At 45.3% G+C, this 16937-nt stretch carries 14 protein-coding genes; 9 read left to right on the forward strand and 5 right to left on the reverse strand.

The genetic code is table 11. The features are described 5' to 3' along the window. Positions 1-237: 237 nt before the first annotated feature. The 5 genes from V4C51_RS14145 to V4C51_RS14165 all read left to right on the forward strand — a co-directional run bounded on the left by V4C51_RS14145 (position 238) and on the right by V4C51_RS14165 (position 3836). Positions 238-705: a hypothetical protein gene (locus tag V4C51_RS14145; RefSeq protein ID WP_330926830.1), complete on the forward strand. Its 468-nt coding sequence runs from the start codon at positions 238-240 to the stop codon at positions 703-705. A gap of 242 nt (positions 706-947) precedes the next feature. After that, entirely contained in the window at positions 948-1415 is a 468-nt protein-coding gene (locus V4C51_RS14150; RefSeq protein ID WP_330926831.1) for a hypothetical protein, read from the forward strand. 253 nt (positions 1416-1668) lie between these two features. Next, positions 1669-2145: a hypothetical protein gene (locus V4C51_RS14155; RefSeq protein WP_330926832.1), complete on the forward strand. Its 477-nt coding sequence runs from the start codon at positions 1669-1671 to the stop codon at positions 2143-2145. A gap of 337 nt (positions 2146-2482) precedes the next feature. Then, entirely contained in the window at positions 2483-2950 is a 468-nt protein-coding gene (locus V4C51_RS14160) for a hypothetical protein (protein WP_330926833.1), read from the forward strand. A 415-nt stretch (positions 2951-3365) separates the two neighbouring features. Next, positions 3366-3836 carry a hypothetical protein gene (locus tag V4C51_RS14165; RefSeq protein ID WP_330926834.1) on the forward strand — a complete coding sequence of 157 codons (471 nt, stop codon included), beginning with the start codon at positions 3366-3368 and terminating at the stop codon, positions 3834-3836. Between the two features lie 191 nt (positions 3837-4027). Here V4C51_RS14165 and V4C51_RS14170 read toward each other — a convergent pair whose 3' ends face one another. Then, positions 4028-4585 carry a hypoxanthine-guanine phosphoribosyltransferase gene (locus tag V4C51_RS14170; RefSeq protein ID WP_330926835.1) on the reverse strand — a complete coding sequence of 186 codons (558 nt, stop codon included), beginning with the start codon at positions 4583-4585 and terminating at the stop codon, positions 4028-4030. Between the two features lie 234 nt (positions 4586-4819). Here V4C51_RS14170 and upp point away from each other — a divergent pair, with 234 nt between their 5' ends. Next, positions 4820-5446: a uracil phosphoribosyltransferase gene (upp, locus tag V4C51_RS14175; protein WP_330926836.1), complete on the forward strand. Its 627-nt coding sequence runs from the start codon at positions 4820-4822 to the stop codon at positions 5444-5446. 337 nt (positions 5447-5783) lie between these two features. Next, entirely contained in the window at positions 5784-7052 is a 1269-nt protein-coding gene (locus tag V4C51_RS14180) for a uracil-xanthine permease family protein (protein WP_330926837.1), read from the forward strand. Positions 7053-7300: 248 nt separating this feature from the next. Here V4C51_RS14180 and V4C51_RS14185 read toward each other — a convergent pair whose 3' ends face one another. Next, positions 7301-7969: an HAD family acid phosphatase gene (locus V4C51_RS14185; RefSeq protein ID WP_330926838.1), complete on the reverse strand. Its 669-nt coding sequence runs from the start codon at positions 7967-7969 to the stop codon at positions 7301-7303. Between the two features lie 1362 nt (positions 7970-9331). On the opposite strand from V4C51_RS14185, the gene V4C51_RS14190 reads away from it, so the two are divergent. Both V4C51_RS14190 and V4C51_RS14195 read left to right on the forward strand, forming a co-directional pair. After that, positions 9332-11401, forward strand: coding sequence for a hypothetical protein (locus tag V4C51_RS14190; RefSeq protein WP_330926839.1), 2070 nt, complete (start codon positions 9332-9334; stop codon positions 11399-11401). A gap of 310 nt (positions 11402-11711) precedes the next feature. Beyond that, positions 11712-12179 (forward strand): helix-turn-helix domain-containing protein, encoded by a 468-nt coding sequence (locus V4C51_RS14195; protein ID WP_330926840.1) that lies wholly within the window; start codon positions 11712-11714, stop codon positions 12177-12179. A gap of 399 nt (positions 12180-12578) precedes the next feature. Here the strand turns inward: V4C51_RS14195 and argA are convergent, their stop codons facing one another. The 3 genes from argA to V4C51_RS14210 form a co-directional block, all read right to left on the reverse strand. Further along, the gene (gene argA, locus V4C51_RS14200) at positions 12579-13922 is read right to left on the reverse strand and encodes an amino-acid N-acetyltransferase (protein WP_330926841.1); all 1344 of its coding nucleotides are present in this window, start codon (positions 13920-13922) and stop codon (positions 12579-12581) included. Positions 13923-14662: 740 nt separating this feature from the next. Further along, complete coding sequence (locus V4C51_RS14205; protein ID WP_330926842.1) at positions 14663-15934, reverse strand: inorganic phosphate transporter; 1272 nt, start codon at positions 15932-15934, stop codon at positions 14663-14665. 18 nt (positions 15935-15952) lie between these two features. Next, positions 15953-16636, reverse strand: coding sequence for a TIGR00153 family protein (locus V4C51_RS14210; RefSeq protein ID WP_330926843.1), 684 nt, complete (start codon positions 16634-16636; stop codon positions 15953-15955). Positions 16637-16937 lie beyond the last annotated feature (301 nt).

The following is a 16937-nucleotide window of genomic DNA, read 5'->3' on the forward strand; positions in this document are numbered from 1 at the left end:
GTCAAATAGCCCCACTATTATCCTCAGAAGCAGAAATTTTTATCCTCAATTTCTCGTAATCCTCGCTACGGGCGCTATTCTCGGTCAGGCTCCTAGGAGTCTGACCAAGAATAGACTACCGCTTTCGAGCATAAAATTCAGTAGAGCGAGCCAGAAGCTCGTTGAACGGCTACGAGTGATCATCGCCCATCCCGGAGTTTTTAATCAAAACCTGAAATTGACATTGCGGAGTTGATTATGTTTCACCAAAACATTCAATTTCCTTCCTTTGCTGTAGTGTCTTTCGTTTTTTTAAGCGTTGTCTTCACAGGGACAGCCAATGCCACGGTATACAGCGTCACTGCCTACGGTGACGCTAATGCTATCTCGGAGGTGAAAAGGGAGACGTTTAAAGAACATGTCGACGTTGTCAGCAAGCTGCAGATTACTGTTCCGTACTATAGCGAAAGTAACTATGTTGAGATAAAAGCAGATCTATACTACACATTGAATTACGACGGTTTAACAACTGCCAACAATAATGGTCAATGGTTTGGTTTTACCGTCACTGATATTAAGCATGGTGGACCTTTTCACAGGGAAAAATATACCCTCCACGTCTGGTGTAACAGTAGCGGTTCTGATGGATTTATCGTCCGACCATTTTCTCATTTTCCACCAGAGACGCGTTTTATCGTTGGCCATATTTCATGCGCTACAGGTTAATTTTTCTAATCTCTCAAGGTCAGGAGCCTGTCGGACTTATGCTTTCGAGCATAAAACGATAGTTTGGTCAGCTCACCATTGCGGACATGGCATATTTGATAAAGACAGGAGATATTCGGTGAATATATTTTTGACTTACCCACTTCCCGACTGGTTGTAAAACGAGCCAGAAGCCCGTTGAACAGCCAGGGTTGAATCCCGGCATTATCTCAAACGTCGGAATTAGCATTACGGAGTCGCTTATGTTTGACCAAAGTATTCAGTTTCGTTCATTGGCGGCATTGTCTGTCGTTTTTTCATGCGTTGCGCACACAGCGACAGCCAATGCCAGAGTATACAGCGTCACTGCCCATGGTGGCGCCAAGGTTGCCTCTCTGGTAAAAATGGACTGGATAGAAGGTGTTGAGCTTGTCAGAAAACTGAAGATTGCCGTGCCGAAATATGACCAGAGTAGTTATGCTGAAATAAAAGGAGATCTGTACGTGAAATTGGGAGAGAAAGAGTTAGTCACTTCTCACGATAAAGATAAATGGTTTGATTTTTCCGTCACTGATCTCAAACATGGTGGCCTTTTTGGTAAGGAAAAATTTACCCTGCGGGTCTGGTGTAACAATACCGGTTCTAACGGGTATATCGCCCGAAGAAACACAGCCCCCCTCAAACCAAAAAACATGTTCGTTGTAGGTTATATTTCCTGTGTTAAAGGTTAATTTTCTCACTGCTCAACAGTAGAACATGCGCAAATCATCTGTTTGGTCAGCTCAATACTGCCGAAAGTGTTGAGAAAGTGTTGATGAAATGTTTGATAAAGACAGGGGATATTCGGTGAATATATTTTTGACTTACCTACTTCCCGACTGGTTGTAAAACGAGCCAGAAACTGGTTGAACCGCCAGGGTTGGATCATCCGGGCTATACTCGCATTATCAGCCAAAAGCCGCAATGGACTATACGGAGTTCCCTATGTTCGACAAAAGCATTCAATTTCCTTCAGTTGCTATACTGTCTTTTGTTTTTTCGTGCATTGCGCATTCAACATTAGCCGATGCCAAGGTATACAGCGTCACTGCCCATGGTAACGCCAGGGTTGACTCTGAGGTAAAAATGGAAAAGCCAGAAAGTGTTGAGCTTGTCAAAAAACTGAGGATTACCGTGCCGAAATATGGCCAAAGTAGCTATGCTGAAATAAAAGGAGATTTGTACTTCAAAGTGTTCAAAGTGGGAAAGAAAAGGTTAGTCACTGCTCACGATAAAGATAAATGGTTTGATTTTTCCCTGACTGGTCTCAAACACGGTGGCCCTTTTGGTAAGGAAAAATTTATTCTGCGGGTCTGGTGTAATAATAGCGGTTCTGACGGGTATATCGTCCGAGGAAACATAGGCTCTATAAAGCCAAAAAACATGTTCATTGTAGGTCATATTTCCTGTGTTAAAGGTTAATTTTTCTCACCGCTCACTATTAGAACATGCGCAAATCACCCGTTTGATCAGCTCAATACTGCCGAAAGTGTTGATTAAATGTTTGATAAAGACAAGGAAGGGCGATTCGGTCAATCTATTGTTGACTTACCCTCTGTCTAAGCGGCTGCAAGACAAGCCAGGAACCCGTTGAACAGCTAAGTACATGACCATTTGCTTTTCAAGTTGGTCTACAGGCCTTGCAAGGCCTGCCAGCAAGAAAATATATGTTTTCATTTGGTCATGTACTTACGACTGATCATCCAGGCTATCCCCGGGTGATCAGCCAAAAACCGCAATTGACTATACGGAGTTCCCTATGTTCGACAAAAGCATTCAATTTCCTTCAGTTGCTGTACTGTCTTTTGTTTTTTCGTGCATTGCGCACACAGCGCCAGCCGATGCCAAGGTATACAGCATTACTCCCCACGGTGACGCCAAAGTTAGCTCAAAGACATCTTACTCGTCCAGGGAAAGTGTTAACATTGTCAGCGAGCTGAAGATTACTGTTCCGAAATATGACATAAGGAACTATGTTGAAATAAAAGCGGACCTATACTACGAATTGGGTGACCGCGAGTTAGGGGTTGCCCACGATGATAATGTATGGTTTGGTGCTAACCAGACTGAACTTAAGCATGGAGGCAGGTTAGGTAAGGAAAAATTTACCTACCGGATCTGGTGTAACAGTAGCGGTTCTGATGGTTATATCATCCGTAGATTTTCCTCTTGCAAGCCAGAAAAATGTTTCGTAATAGGCCATATCTCATGTGCCAAAAAAGGTTAATTCTTCCTAGGAGCCTGACCGAGAATAGCGCCCGTAGCGAGGATTACGAGAAATTGAGGATAAAAATTTCTGCTTCTGAGGATAATAGTGGGGCTATTTGACAAAGAAGCAGGAATTTTTAGACTAATTTATCGCAACCGCAGTAGGGCAGTCTATTCTCGGTCAGGCTCCTAGGAGCCTGTCGGGCTTAAGCTTTCGAGCATGAACGCCACCTAAGCAACACAACCTTCGAGGCAAAACTTCGCAATGCCTTCGGTTGTTTCCCCCACCAAGCTAACGCTCTGGTGGGGGTAACCCCGCGCTATTTGATAAACCCATAATTTGGTCAGCTCAATACCGCGAACAACTACGATCGATCATCCTGTCTATCCCCAGATGACCCGTCAAAAGCCGGAATGATATTACGAGGTTTCTTATGTTTGACCAAAGCATTCAATTTCCTTCAGTTGCTGTACTGTCTTTTGTTTTTTCGTGCATGGTGCATTCAACATTAGCCGATGCCAAGGTATACAGCGTAGCTCCCCACAGTGATGCCAAGGCTGTTTCAGAGGTGAAAATGGAAAAGTGGGGAACAGAAAGTGTTGACCTGGTCAGCAAGCTGAAGATTACTGTGCCGAAATATGACAAAAGTAACTATGTTGACGTAAAAGGAGATGTGTACTACAAACTGAAACACGGTGATTTAATCGCTGCCCACAATACCAAGGGATGGTTTAATTTTTCCATAACGAATCTTGAACATGGAGGACTTTTCCATAAAGAAAAATATACCATACGGGTCTGGTGTAAAGATAAGGGTTCTGATGGCTATATCATCCGAAAAGATTCTCAGGACAAGCCAAAATACAGGTACATAATAGGCAGTATTTCATGTGAAAAAGGTTAATTCTCCCTGATCACCTGAAGCTGCGGTGAGGGCTTTTCTGGCTGATCAGTTGTCAGTCAGCAAAAATGTCGGTAAATCCGATGAGTTATGATGCCCTGCGTGGAGGCTACTTGAGAAAACCGTAAAAAAACTGCCCACAGTATTGGCATGCGGAATTACGGTTTAACAGGCAGCTTCAGGGCTATCTCCTACTAATGCCCTTTCAAGGCAAAAATCCCATTCGCGTTACGCCAATAACCCTGGTAATCCAACCCGTAGCCAAAAATATACCGATCGCCAATATCCAGCCCACTGAAATCGGCTTTCATATCAGGGCGGGCTTTGCGATTGTGTATCTTGTTAATCAATACTGCGGTTAAGACACGGCTAGCACCCTGCCCTTTGCAGAAATCGGCAATGGCGTCTAATGTGTGGCCTTCGTCAAGAATATCATCCAGAATCAGAACCGTTCGACCGGTCATATCCTGCGCAGGACGCACTTTCCAATCCAGCTCGTCACCAGTGAGTTGATGGCGGTAACGCGTCGCGTGCACATAAGAAGCTTCCAGGGGGAAAGGCATTTCTGTCAACAATTTTCCCGTTAGAACCAGGCCACCGTTCATGACGCAATAGATCAGAGGATTGCTATCTGCCAGTTCTGCGGTGATTTGCCGCCCCATCTTTTTGATAGCGTCTTCAATTTGCTCGCCGGTATAAAGACAGTCCGCTTCATCCAGCACTTGCCGGATATGCTTGAGATCAACAGACATTTCGCGTGAACCCCACGGGTCGTTAAGATAAACAGCAGGCACAGCCTAAAAATAAGTACGCCTGTACCTCGGAAAAAAGGAGAAAAAAATACCTCGACTGTATCAGAACTGCAAGCGTTGCCTTCCCTTTTAATCTGTTAGAAAAACCTATGGGCATGATGTCATGCATTATGGGAAAATAAGCGAATTTATGTGCGCTTTTTATATTACGCAGATATTACGCAGAGGGCAGGTATGAGTGTTCAGGAAATCAAGCATCCATTAATACAACATAAACTTGGGCTTATGCGTGAGCGGGATATCAGCACCAGAAGTTTCCGCGCGCTGGTGAGTGAAGTTGGCACTTTACTCACCTATGAAGCAACAAAAGATCTGCCACTGGAAGAAACCGTGATAAATGGCTGGGCTGGTGATGTCACGGTGCAACAAATCAAAGGCAAAAAAATAACCATTGTTCCGATTCTGCGAGCAGGTTTAGGAATGATGAACGGTGTTATGGAGCTACTACCGAGCGCCCGTGTCAGTGTCGTTGGCCTGTACCGTGATGAAGAAACGCTGGAGCCTGTGCCTTATTTTGAAAAGCTGGTTAGCAATATTGATGAACGGATTGCCCTGATTCTTGATCCGATGCTGGCTACTGGCGGCTCCATGTTAGCTACCATTGATATGCTGAGAAAAGCCGGTTGCCGGGAAATTCGCTGCCTGGTTCTGGTTGCCGCCCCTGAGGGGATTGAGAAAGTCTTGAGCGCTCACCCGGATGTTGAAATTTATACGGCATCTGTTGATCACAAACTAAACGACAAAGGTTATATTTTGCCAGGGCTTGGTGATGCCGGGGATAAAATTTTTGGTACGCGCTAGCCCGGATATTTCATAAACTGCCCTTAGAGCCGCAAGGAGCAAGCAAGGCCAGGAGCATGTTTATGAAATATCCGGGCTAGGAGCCTGTCCGAGAATAGACTGCCCTACTGCGGTTGCGGTAAATTGGTCTAAAAATTACTGCTTCCTCATCAAATAGCCCCGCTATTGTTCTCAGAAGCAGAAATTTTTATCCTCAATTTCGCGCGATCCTCGCTACGGGCGCTATTCTCGGACAGGCTCCTAGAAAAAATCATTTATTGCGGATTGCAGTAGCAGCACGGGTTTAAGACTGCTTCTAAAAAAGAAACCCTATAGAAAGTTATAAGAGGGAAGCCAAATGGGTAAGGGTTCATCGGGAGGCGACAGTCCTTTCAAACAGCTACTAATGGGCGGGCAGGTCTTATTTGTAGCCTTTGGTGCATTGGTGCTGGTACCTTTGTTGACGGGACTCAATGCCAATGTTGCGTTTTTCACCGCAGGTGTGGGGACACTGATTTTTCAGCTGATCACTCGGGGGCAGGTGCCTGTTTTTTTGGCATCATCCTTCGCATTTATTGCCCCCATTACCTACAGTGTCCAGAGCTGGGGAGTTGCTGCCACCATGGGAGGCCTGGTTGCAGCCGGTTTCCTTTATGTGGTGCTCAGTACACTGGTGAGATTCAAAGGCAGTGGTATTCTATACCGATTCTTTCCACCGGTGGTTATTGGCCCTGTGCTGATGGTCATTGGTCTGGAGCTGGCCCCAACGGCGGTAGGCATGGCGACATCCGGTATTGACCCCACCGGTAATTTTATTGGTATTGCTGACGAGCAGGCATTGTTACTGGCCGGTATTTCGTTGTTTGCCACGTTGCTGGTGGCTACAGTAGCAAAGGGTCTGTTAAAGCTGCTGTCCATACTCTGTGGTATTGCCACAGGCTACCTGTCAGCCATGATTATGGGCGTTATCGATTATACGCCATTGGTAAACAGTGCCTGGTTGATAATGCCGGCTTTCACCTTTCCACAGTGGAATGTGAATGCCATGTTGTACATGATTCCTGTTGCTATAGCGCCTGCAATAGAGCACATTGGCGATATGCTGGCTATCAGCTCAGCCACTGGAAAAAAATACCTTGAAAAGCCAGGCTTGAAAAATACGCTGTTAGGTGATGGCCTGGCAACATCTGCTGCCGGTTTGTTGGGTGGACCTCCCAACACCACTTATTCTGAAGTGACCGGCGCGATAATACTGACCAAGGCGTTTAACCCCAGAATAATGACATGGGCCGCAATTTTTGCCATTGTTGTTGCCTTTGTAGGAAAAATCGGCGGTTTTCTGGCCACGATTCCGGCACCTGTAATGGGAGGAATTATGATGTTGCTGTTTGGTTCAATTGCTGTTGTCGGTTTGAATACTCTGATCAAAGCACAAGTGGATTTTGGCAAGCCCCGAAACCTGGTTATTGTCTCTATTGTGCTGGTGTTTGGTATTGGTGACCTGGTGATTACCTTTGGCGGCTACACACTCAAGGGGGTAAGTCTGTGTGCGGTAACAGCAGTATTACTGAATCTGCTATTACCCCACGAGGATAAAGAGAACCGTTTTAATGCTACAGAAGCTTAAGCCTTTTCGCCACTTGAGAGTGCACGTGTATAAACCCGGATACTTCATAAACTGCCCTTAGAGCCGCAAGGAGCAAGCAAGGCCAGGAGCATGTTTATGAAATATCCGGGTTAAGTGCCTCTGGCGTAAGAAGCTGTTTATGATCTTTTTTGATCAGCTTCCGGGTTCTGTTGACATAAGAAGCGGTCTTAAAAGTCATGCTCCTACTGTGGCTACGATAAATGGGTCTAAAAAGTCGCTTTTGTTCGTCAGCGAGTAAAGTACATATAGTTCGGTAGTTTATAGGTTCTATCCGCATAACCACCAGACAGATCACTGTATTGATCGCCTATATTCAAGACAATATCATATCCTGCTGACTCAATGGCTTTTCGGCTTGATTGTTTGTAATCAACAGCAGAAGGCTTGCTATAATTGTTTGGCTTCAGGTCAAGCTTTTGCCAGGACGTGTAACCAACCGCTTTTAAATTTTTTTCGGTAGCCTCTCGATATTTTTCTTTACGACCTGTGATAAAAAATACTGCGACATTGTTCGATTTCGCAAAATTATATAATGCCAATGTTGGTTTTATTGCGGCATCATCAGCACGTCCTTCTGCCAGACTCTGCTCTACAGTCGTTCCACCGAAGCCCATGGCTTTTAAATCTTTATAATTAGATAGTGACGTTTCGTCAATATCTAGCACAATGGCCAGTTTTTTCGGATTTTTACTGAGCTTATTTTTCTCAATACGCTCTGCTAAATAATTATTGGCACTGTAGAGAATATGCGAAACTTCATATTCGTATTGACCTGATTGATGATATCTCACAATATCCCGCTTCGCTGTATCAAGGTTTTGTAGAGGTACAGCATGAACAACTGACGCTCCTATAATACCAGCCAACAAGATAAATATTGATTGTTTAATCTGCATATCGTTTTACGCCCTGTTCATTTTAAGGGGGGTACTCTGAAACCAAAAGGTGACAATGTACACCCGTCGTCTTTCAAGTGGCTGCTTTACTGGCGTTCGTTGGCGTTCGTTGGCATCGCTCGCTCACCCCGGTCACTTACTCTTCGCAGACCCCCGGGGCTATACTTACCTGCCGCGTCGTAGCAGCTTGAAACCCTTTGTTGTACAACAGAGGTACAACAGAGATACAACAGAGGTACAACAGAGCTAGCTGAGCAAAGACTAGTAGACACTCCTTGTTTCTGCAACTTATTATGCTTGTTCGGGGCTATCGGTTTCCGACAGGCTCCTAGGAGCCTGTCCGAGAATAGACTACCCTACTGCGGTTGCGATAAATTGGTCTAAAAATTCCTGCTTCTTCGTCAAATAGCCCCACTATTATCCTCAGAAGCAGAAATTTTTATCCTCAATTTCTCGTAATCCTCGCTACGGGCGCTATTCTCGGTCAGGCTCCTAGCGTTGGGACACAGCGTGTTAGCCTGTGGGGAGGGTTCGTTAGAACCCTTGAAGAAGCAGGAACTTCAGCGAAATCGTGAGAGAGTAGCCCCCTGGTAATAGGAATCCCCCAGCGATCCAGGCTGGGGGAGGGCGTCAAACGGCGAGTTAACGGCGGGAGGGATGTCAACAACACGGTGATAATGAGGCTTGTCTGAAAAGCTTTACACTTTTTAATATTATAAAGATTTTAATATAAAGAATTTTTTATTCATGATAAATGGCTGTGAAATAACAGTATTTCGGTAAGGTTTAGATCTTTGTGTAATATTTTTTTTATTTTTATTCCTTTGTTTTTTGGTTTCAGCTAGATGGTTGTATATTCTACCCAGGGCTTTATATTAATAAGTAAATGTCATTTGTCTTTTATTTAAAGGACAGACACCTTGATAAGAGCGGCCAGATAGGGGAAGGTTTAAATATTGTTTTTTCTAAAAGTACAGAGTCTGTTGTTTTTTATTGTTTAACACTGAGCTTTTTGTCTTGATTGAAGAGGTAAGCGGGGGTGAATATCTGTCTTTGTTTCGTGCCAGTACTCTGAAAGTTATCTATGATGTTGGTCAGACTAAATATGTCGAGTAATAAGTAAGGTTTATATTTTATGAATTTTATTCTTCCTTTTGTCAGTGACAGTGAAGCATTTCTCTCTTTTCTGATGGAAGGATTTTTTTATTTATTACTTTGAAATGACAGTTTATGTCCCTTGTCTCAGAGCCGATCGTAATTGAACCTTGTATCGGTTTTCTGGATTGCGGGCGTCGTACCCTGTTTGTTGAGCTTTGCTTTTTGCTAAATGGTTTTCTCAGGTATTTTCAAGTAGAGTAGGCAATGAATATTTCTTATGCTTTATTTCCATCAAGGCACTATTTTTTTTGTAATCTGCAAAGGTGTTTGGTTCATCTTGTTATTGCCTGTTTATGTATTATTTCATCGTCTTCTAATACATTGGCAGCTCCCGGTGATGATGAACAAGACATAGCCCATTGTGAACCTGAGTGCCCAAAGAGGCCAGTGGCTGGGATAGTATATATTAAGCTGGATCTCGAAGAACTCGGAAAAAGAGAAGTAGAAGTAAAAGAGCGACAAGAAGGGCAAGCCCCTCTAATTGACAGCAGTGCTGATGAATCCATTGAATGGGATGAAGGTGTCTTTATTGAGAATTTTCAAAAGCTTAAGCTCCATGCTAAAGAACTGGTCAAGGCCGAGGGCATAGATAAGCATTCTTTGGCTACTACGGTGTACAACGCGTTTTTGGCTGTTTCAGTGCTTCCCCTGACGTGGTTTGCTACGAGCAATTTATTTGGTTTGAATATGGATACAGGAGTAGAAGGAAAGTTTATATATGGAACAGCACTTCTTTCCGTAGGGATGCTATTCGCGGAATCTTATGTGGATACGATGAGTCAGCTCAGGGAGTTAGCTTTGAGTGACGAAATGACAGGAATAAAAAAGTGTAAAGAGCTTACAAAAATGCTTGGCTCGATTTTTGTGGGAATGGTTTGCAGTGTGCAGGATGCTGTCAATGCGCGTTTAGGTGCGCCGGCCGTGCTGGCTTTTCTTGGGTTGGAGCTTGAAGCAGATGAGACTCACAGAGATAATTTAGGCTACTGGCTGTTTGTCGGTAACCTTGTTGCCGAATCCTGCCTGTTTGCGTATGGGTTGAGGCAGATAGGCAGCACTTATTATACCTCTTTTCATCATATGCGCCATGGGACGATGACCGAGGATGAAAAGAATAAAACAAAATCGGCGTTGGAGTTTGCCAAAAAGGTCATGCCTCGACTTCTAAAAGAAAGAGAGGGAGAACGTATGGTGTATGAACACATCGATGCTCAGGATGATGAATTAATTGCTATAGCAAAAGATTTTAGAAAATGGTGGTGGCTACACAAATGGGATCCTCTTCATTCCAAGCACTTGTTACACGAAATGATAAAACTGATTGAAAGCGGCCATGAGGCAGGTGCCAGTGACGAAAGATCCTGGTATCTCACCATGCGGGGGGCTTTGGAGTTAACAGCGATGACCTTTGTTGGTGGAGCAATGGCTTTTTGGGTAACCCAGCTACAATTGACGGGGCAGCAGTACAGTCTTTTGAGTCATCTTGGGTTTGATGGCAGTGGCAGTGTCATCGACCCTAATGCCACTGTGCCTTTAGATGCCTCTTTACCTCCTTCTCATAAAGCTTTATTGGGGATGGGGGCGGTATCTTATGTGCTTCAGAGTGTAGCGATGGCGCCTTTAGTCGACATGCCACTGTTTGCCGCAACGGGTATTATGATAAGCGCAGCCTATTTACTGTATTTGAAGTGGCACGATCGTGAAAAATATGACCATTTTTATAATATTCTTAAAAATGCCTGCTCCGCTCAATACTGGTGGGAGGCTGTAGGGTATATACTGGCCGCGGCAGGTTCTGCCGGGTATGTGATGATTGCTGATGGGTTGTATCCGCATCTACAGGCGGTATTGGCGGCATCTGAATCCGTTACAGGAAATCCGCTGATTGTCTTTCCGGGAGCTCAGACGTCCATTGAAGGGAGTAAGGCCGCGTTGTTTGGATTGTTAATGAATGCGAAAACCTCCTGGGTTAGATTTCAAGCGTATTTATTCCCCCGTATAGTTGATTACCTGGGGTCAAAAATATGTACTTCCGATGAGGCAGAAACCCCGGAGTCATCAGAAGAAGGGGGGGAACTGACTGTCACGGAAGAACCGGTCGCAGAAGAACCGATTGGCAAGCGCCAAAAAGAATACAACAGAAGAATGAAACGCTGGGAAGAAATAGAAGAAAACAGGCCGCCAAGAAGTTGCGTGGGTTACGTCTTTTGGGTGGCAGGGTCTGTGGTAAGATGGTTCTTTGATCATCAGCCACCGCCGGCTGTCCATCAAGATTAAGACAATGTTGTCAATACGGACCAACCTCCCTCTTTCAGCCACAGCCCAGCTACTGAGGGAGGATGTCAACACTCATTGTTTCTAACACATGGAAAAATGGCAGCTAGGAGCCTGTCGGGCTTAAGCTTTCGAGCATGAAATTCAGTAGGGCGAGTCAGATTTTTCGATGGATTTGTGCGAATAGTTCACCTATTTAAGCAAATTCATCGGAAAATATGGCCACTCTTTCTGGATTTCAGGCCGAAATTGCCTTAAGTCCGACAGGCTCCTAATATAGAACAGGAGTCTATCGTTTTTTCAGGTTGCCATTATGTCTCGCGCTCCTAACTTTCCTGATCACTTTTTTTCCATTGACTTCTATGACGCTGCCAAGCATGCGGATGATAACCGTGAGTGTATAAGGCTTATGGGAATGGCTTTCTTGCAAAAGGGGCTGAGCGTTTCAGAAGTAGCGGAGTTGGTGAATGTATCTAACGACGCTGTTCATCAATGGGTTGCTCATTTTAAGCAGGGTGGGTTAGAGCGGCTGAAAGATCAAGGAGGCCGGGGTAGAAAGCCGGCCATGGCGCCTGATCTGCATGAAAAATTTAAAGATGCTGTTATAGCGCTACAAGCTGAAAAGGAAAATGGACGGATTGTTGGTAGAGATATCCAGTCTATGTCTAAGGAACGTTTCGGCATTGATTGCCATTTGAATACCGTCTACAAACTCATGCACAGAACAGGTCTTTCATGGGTTTCGGGTCGTATTACCCATCACCCTAAGAGACCGTCTTAACAGTCGTGTTGCTACTGCGGTCACCAAAAAGGGGCTAAAAGTTAACTTTTATTCGTTAAACAGGCAGGCTGAACCTGTGATTTTGACTTTTATACCCCTTGATTGACAGAGGGTGTAGGCGCATGAGTCACAGGTTTAGCCCACTACCGAACCCGATAGCCGGGTTTGCTAGGAGCCTGTCGGACTTAAGACAATTTCGGCCTAAAATCCAGAAAGTGCGAGAAAGTGCGGCCATAATTTCCGATCAATTTGCTTGAATAGGTCAACTATTCGCACAAATTGATCGAAAATTCTGACTCGCCCTACTGAATTTTATGCTCGAAAGCATAAGTCCGACAGGCTCCTGGCGGTGATTTTTGAAAGCCAGATAGACAATGAAACGGCAAGGCCCATTTTCTGTTAAGAAAGCTCCTTAAGAAACACTTTTGACTGACGTTTCACGTTATAGGCTGTCTTTTTATCTTTTGGCAGTACCTGTTCTGACACTGCCAAAAAGCCACGCTCAATAAACCAATGAGCGGTTTGTGTCGTCAGAACAAAGATATAACGCATCCCCAACTCACGTGCCTGTTGTTCTGCATGTTCCAACAGGCGATCACCGCGTTGAGCTGAGCGATAATCGGGGTGAACGACCACACAGGCAAGCTCTGCACTTTCGTTATCGGAAAAGGGGTGAAGGGACGCGCAGCCGATAATCATGCCATCGAGCACAATCACGCTGAATAGTTTGATCTCCCGCTCCAGCTCTTTACGGGAGCGACGACGAAGTATCCCCTGCCTTTCAAGGGGACGAATCAATTCCAGAATACCGGAGATATCTTCATTGGACGCACTTCTTATTTCTTCGTAGTGATCCCTGGAAATCATTGTACCTGTGCCGTCGCGGGTAAACAGCTCCAACAATAAAGCACCATCTTGAGCAAAGCTGATAATCTGTGAACGCTCCACACCACCACGGCACGCCATAATTGCTGCTTTAAATAGCTGCCGACCCTCCTTGTTAACATTATTAATACGAGCTTCGGCCTTTGATGGAGAAATACGGCTAATCAGCGCTCCATCTTGTTCGAAAATACCTTGCTCTTCACCAAACAGGATCAGTTTTTCAGCATTAAGTTTGATTGCTGTGAAAGTCGCGACCTCTTCGACGTCTAAATTAAAAATTTCCCCCGATGGTGACAAGCCGAGGCAGGGCAATAAAACAACATAGCCACTGTCCAGTAATTGCTGAATAGCCGTTTTGTCAATTTTTCGTATTTCGCCAGTGTGCTGATAATCGAGTCCATCATGCACCCCCAGGGGTTTGGCTGTGACAAAGTTGCCGCTAAGCACCCGGATACGTGCACCATGCATAGGGGAATTAACCAAACCAAGAGAGAGCTTTGACTCAATCATAGCTCGCATATTACCCACTGCATCTTTAACATGCTCAAGCGTTGCTTTATCAGTCACTCGCCGACCATTATGCCATTGCGAACAAAGTCCACGCTCTTTCAGGCGTTCGTCAATCTGCGGGCGAGCGCCGTGGACAAGCACCAGCCGCACTCCCAGACTACTCAACAGAGCAATATCATTAATAATATTACCCAGATTATGGTGCGCCAGCGCATCTCCTCCGAGCATAATCACAAAGGTTCTACCCCTGTGTACGTGGATATACGGTGACGATTCCCGAAAGAACGTAATGTATTCTTTTCTATTTTTATCCACAGCTCTTACTGTTACGTCTTTAACACTTTTCACTGGTGAAAGTACCCTGTTCAATGTCCAAATTGGAGCGATAATAGGTGAATTTTTAAAGACAGTTGATATTTTCACGCAAAGGCAAGAAAGCACCGGGTGACTGCTCCCTTGGTGGCTTTAAGCATGGCAGTAAGTACATGACCATTTGCTTTTCAAGTTGGTCTACAGGCCTTGCAAGGCCTGCCAGCAAGAAAATATATGTTTTCATTTGGTCATGTAGTTATTATACCGGAAGATTTTTCAGGAGTCCTTACGGACTCCCGCCTTATATCCCCGGCCTAAAGAGGTTGTCGCGAAACCCTGAAATACACCCCATCCTGTACAGGAAACGTACAGGAACCACACGCTATGGGAGGCATTCTAACCGTACGCATATCATGCGGGTTTAGTGATTCACAGCCTTGTGGCATAGATCCCTTACAATCCCTGTACGGGATGACGACGGAGAAAATTAAGCGTTTTGCGACACCCTCTAAAAGTCAGGGGGCTTATGGCGAAAATGCTAAATAACATATACTGTTTGAGTTGTTTTGTCAGGCCAATACCTTGGGAGCCTGTCGAATGTAAGACAATTTCGTCCTAAAATCCAGAAAGTGCGAGAAAGTGCGGGAAAGCGCGGCCAGAATTTCCGATGAATTTGCTTAAATAGGTCAACTATTCGCACAAATTGATCGAAAATTCTGACTCGCCCTACTGAATTTTATGCTCGAAAGCATAAGTCCGTCAGGCTCCCAGGTTCATTAGCTAAAAATACATTTAAATATCTCAAAAAAGACAATGGCAAAAAAAGCGCCCGCCGGCAGGGTAATCAGCCATGACATAAAGATGGTACTGATGACCCGTAAGTTCAGTGCGCCAATCCCCCTGGCCATTCCCACACCTAGCACAGCGCCCACCAGTGTATGTGTCGTAGAAACAGGCAACCCCGTACCCGAAGCCAGCACAACGGTTGATGCCGCTGCCAGTTCAGCCGCGAATCCACGACTGGGGGTTAGCTCGGTAATATGCGTTCCGATGGTGGCCATCACTTTATAGCCATAGGTCGCCAGGCCGAGCACAATTCCCCAGGCCCCCAACAGTAACACCCAGGGCGGCGCAATGGCCTGACCCGCAATAACCCCACCTGTGCTGACAATACCGACTACTGCCGCTAATGGACCTACGGCATTGGCAACATCGTTGGAGCCGTGGGCAAAGGCCATGGAGCAGGCGGTAAAAATCATCATCACACCAAACACTTTCTCGACACTGGAGAAATGGAACTTGCTGTCAGCCTTTGCATCTTCTTTTACTTTTGACAAGGCATAGACCCCCACCAACGTCACAAACAGGCCAATCAGGATGGACAAAATCATACTTTCGAGGAAGGTTAAAGGCAGACCTATATGCTTCAGACCCTTAATAAAGGTGACCATCGAAATCATAAAGCCGACAAGGAACATATAGATGGGGACGTACTTTTTAGCATTTTTAAACGGGTTGTCTGTATTTAAAATAAACTTGTGAACACTCATAAAGACCAAGAAAGCAAAAGAGCCTGATATCAATGGAGAAACCACCCAACTGACCACAATGGAAAACACTTCTCCCCAGTTAATGGCCTCAGGCGAGATTTCTACCATGGCAAAGCCAACGATAGAGCCAACAATGGAGTGGGTTGTTGATACGGGCCAACCATGATGTGTGGCAATCAACAGCCAGCTTCCTGAAGCAAGCAAAGCCGCCAGCATGCCATAGATCAGCAGTTGGGGATTATTCGCCAACTCGGCCAGGTTGGGGTCAATGATCCCTTTTTGTATGGTCTCTGTGACCGAACCGCCGGCAAGGTAAGCACCAGCGAATTCCAGCAAAACAGCGATAAAAATTGCCTGTCTGGTCGTTAGTGCTTTTGAGCCAACGGATGTCCCCATAGCGTTGGCAACATCATTAGCGCCCACTCCCCAGGCCATAAAAAAGCCGAAGGCACAGGCCATAGCTAAAAAAAGCGTGCCATAATCAGCAATGATATCCATAAATGATAACCTCTGGAGCTAACGAGCCAGTAAAAGCTGTAAATGGCTACCCACGCGGGAGGCCCTGTCGGCAAGGTCACCAATCCAGTCGATGATTTTATAAAGAAACATCACATCCACAGGCGGCAGGTTTTTTTCGAGGCTGAAAAGACATTGGCGAATTTTAATCTGACAGGCGTCTGTTTCGCTCTCAATTCGATCGAGCTCTTCAATCAGTTGCTCCACCAGGCTGACTTCCCGCCCACTGAATCCGGTCTCAAGTAATTCATCCAGTTCCCCCATGGCTCGTAATGCCTGTGCTGAGGTGGCAACCGAGCGCCGGACATAGCTCATAAAGCTTGTTCTGAGCTTCTCGGGAATCCACATTTTTCGGCCAATGACAATACCGGCAATATCTTTTGCCCGATTAGCCACTTTGTCCTGTATGGTAACGATTTCAAGTAAGTCCGTGCGGGGTACAGGTAAAAACAGGCTTTTAGGCAATGACAGCCGAATTTCCCGCTTGATGGCATCGGCTTCATGCTCAAGCTTGCTAATGTCCTTTTGAATGCTCTCGGCCTTATCCCAGTCATTTTCAAATGTTGCTTCAAAAAAAGGCGCTAATTGCTCGGCGCACTTGTGCACTTTGGCAATATGTTTCTGGATAGGGCCGATGGGAGAGCGGCCAAATACACTGGATAGAAGGTTGGTGGTGGTAGGCATCGCGTCAACCCGTTTTTTGAAAGGGAATTATAGTGCAATTCAGCAAACTAACGGGAAATATTATAATCTATTTCATCCCTGTTGATTGAGCCTGTTACCTTATGAGCACTGAAACAGAACTGAAGCTGTCGTTCCCCCTGTAACAGATCCAGCGGTTATTGAACCACCCTTTATGGGAAACCTGCCGTATGGGGGCGATTCAGCATTTTCATCTAGGAGGCTGTCCGAGAATAGCGCCCGTAGCGAGGATGGCAGAAAATTGAGGATAAAAAGTCGGAAATTTTTAGTGAATAGTGGTTCT

This window comes from Candidatus Sororendozoicomonas aggregata (assembly GCF_031528575.1).
Classification (GTDB): domain Bacteria; phylum Pseudomonadota; class Gammaproteobacteria; order Pseudomonadales; family Endozoicomonadaceae; genus Endonucleibacter; species Endonucleibacter aggregata.

What these genes read in the sequence shown, in the direction of transcription:
- V4C51_RS14145 (WP_330926830.1), top strand. Translation starts at nt 238, where the DNA reads ATGTTTCACCAAAACATTCAATTTCCTTCCTTTGCTGTAGTGTCTTTC.
- V4C51_RS14150 (WP_330926831.1), top strand. Translation starts at nt 948, where the DNA reads ATGTTTGACCAAAGTATTCAGTTTCGTTCATTGGCGGCATTGTCTGTC.
- V4C51_RS14155 (WP_330926832.1), top strand. Translation starts at nt 1,669, where the DNA reads ATGTTCGACAAAAGCATTCAATTTCCTTCAGTTGCTATACTGTCTTTT.
- V4C51_RS14160 (WP_330926833.1), top strand. Translation starts at nt 2,483, where the DNA reads ATGTTCGACAAAAGCATTCAATTTCCTTCAGTTGCTGTACTGTCTTTT.
- V4C51_RS14165 (WP_330926834.1), top strand. Translation starts at nt 3,366, where the DNA reads ATGTTTGACCAAAGCATTCAATTTCCTTCAGTTGCTGTACTGTCTTTT.
- V4C51_RS14170 (WP_330926835.1), bottom strand. Translation starts at nt 4,585, where the DNA reads ATGTCTGTTGATCTCAAGCATATCCGGCAAGTGCTGGATGAAGCGGAC.
- upp (WP_330926836.1), top strand. Translation starts at nt 4,820, where the DNA reads ATGAGTGTTCAGGAAATCAAGCATCCATTAATACAACATAAACTTGGG.
- V4C51_RS14180 (WP_330926837.1), top strand. Translation starts at nt 5,784, where the DNA reads ATGGGTAAGGGTTCATCGGGAGGCGACAGTCCTTTCAAACAGCTACTA.
- V4C51_RS14185 (WP_330926838.1), bottom strand. Translation starts at nt 7,969, where the DNA reads ATGCAGATTAAACAATCAATATTTATCTTGTTGGCTGGTATTATAGGA.
- V4C51_RS14190 (WP_330926839.1), top strand. Translation starts at nt 9,332, where the DNA reads ATGAATATTTCTTATGCTTTATTTCCATCAAGGCACTATTTTTTTTGT.
- V4C51_RS14195 (WP_330926840.1), top strand. Translation starts at nt 11,712, where the DNA reads ATGTCTCGCGCTCCTAACTTTCCTGATCACTTTTTTTCCATTGACTTC.
- V4C51_RS14205 (WP_330926842.1), bottom strand. Translation starts at nt 15,934, where the DNA reads ATGGATATCATTGCTGATTATGGCACGCTTTTTTTAGCTATGGCCTGT.
- V4C51_RS14210 (WP_330926843.1), bottom strand. Translation starts at nt 16,636, where the DNA reads ATGCCTACCACCACCAACCTTCTATCCAGTGTATTTGGCCGCTCTCCC.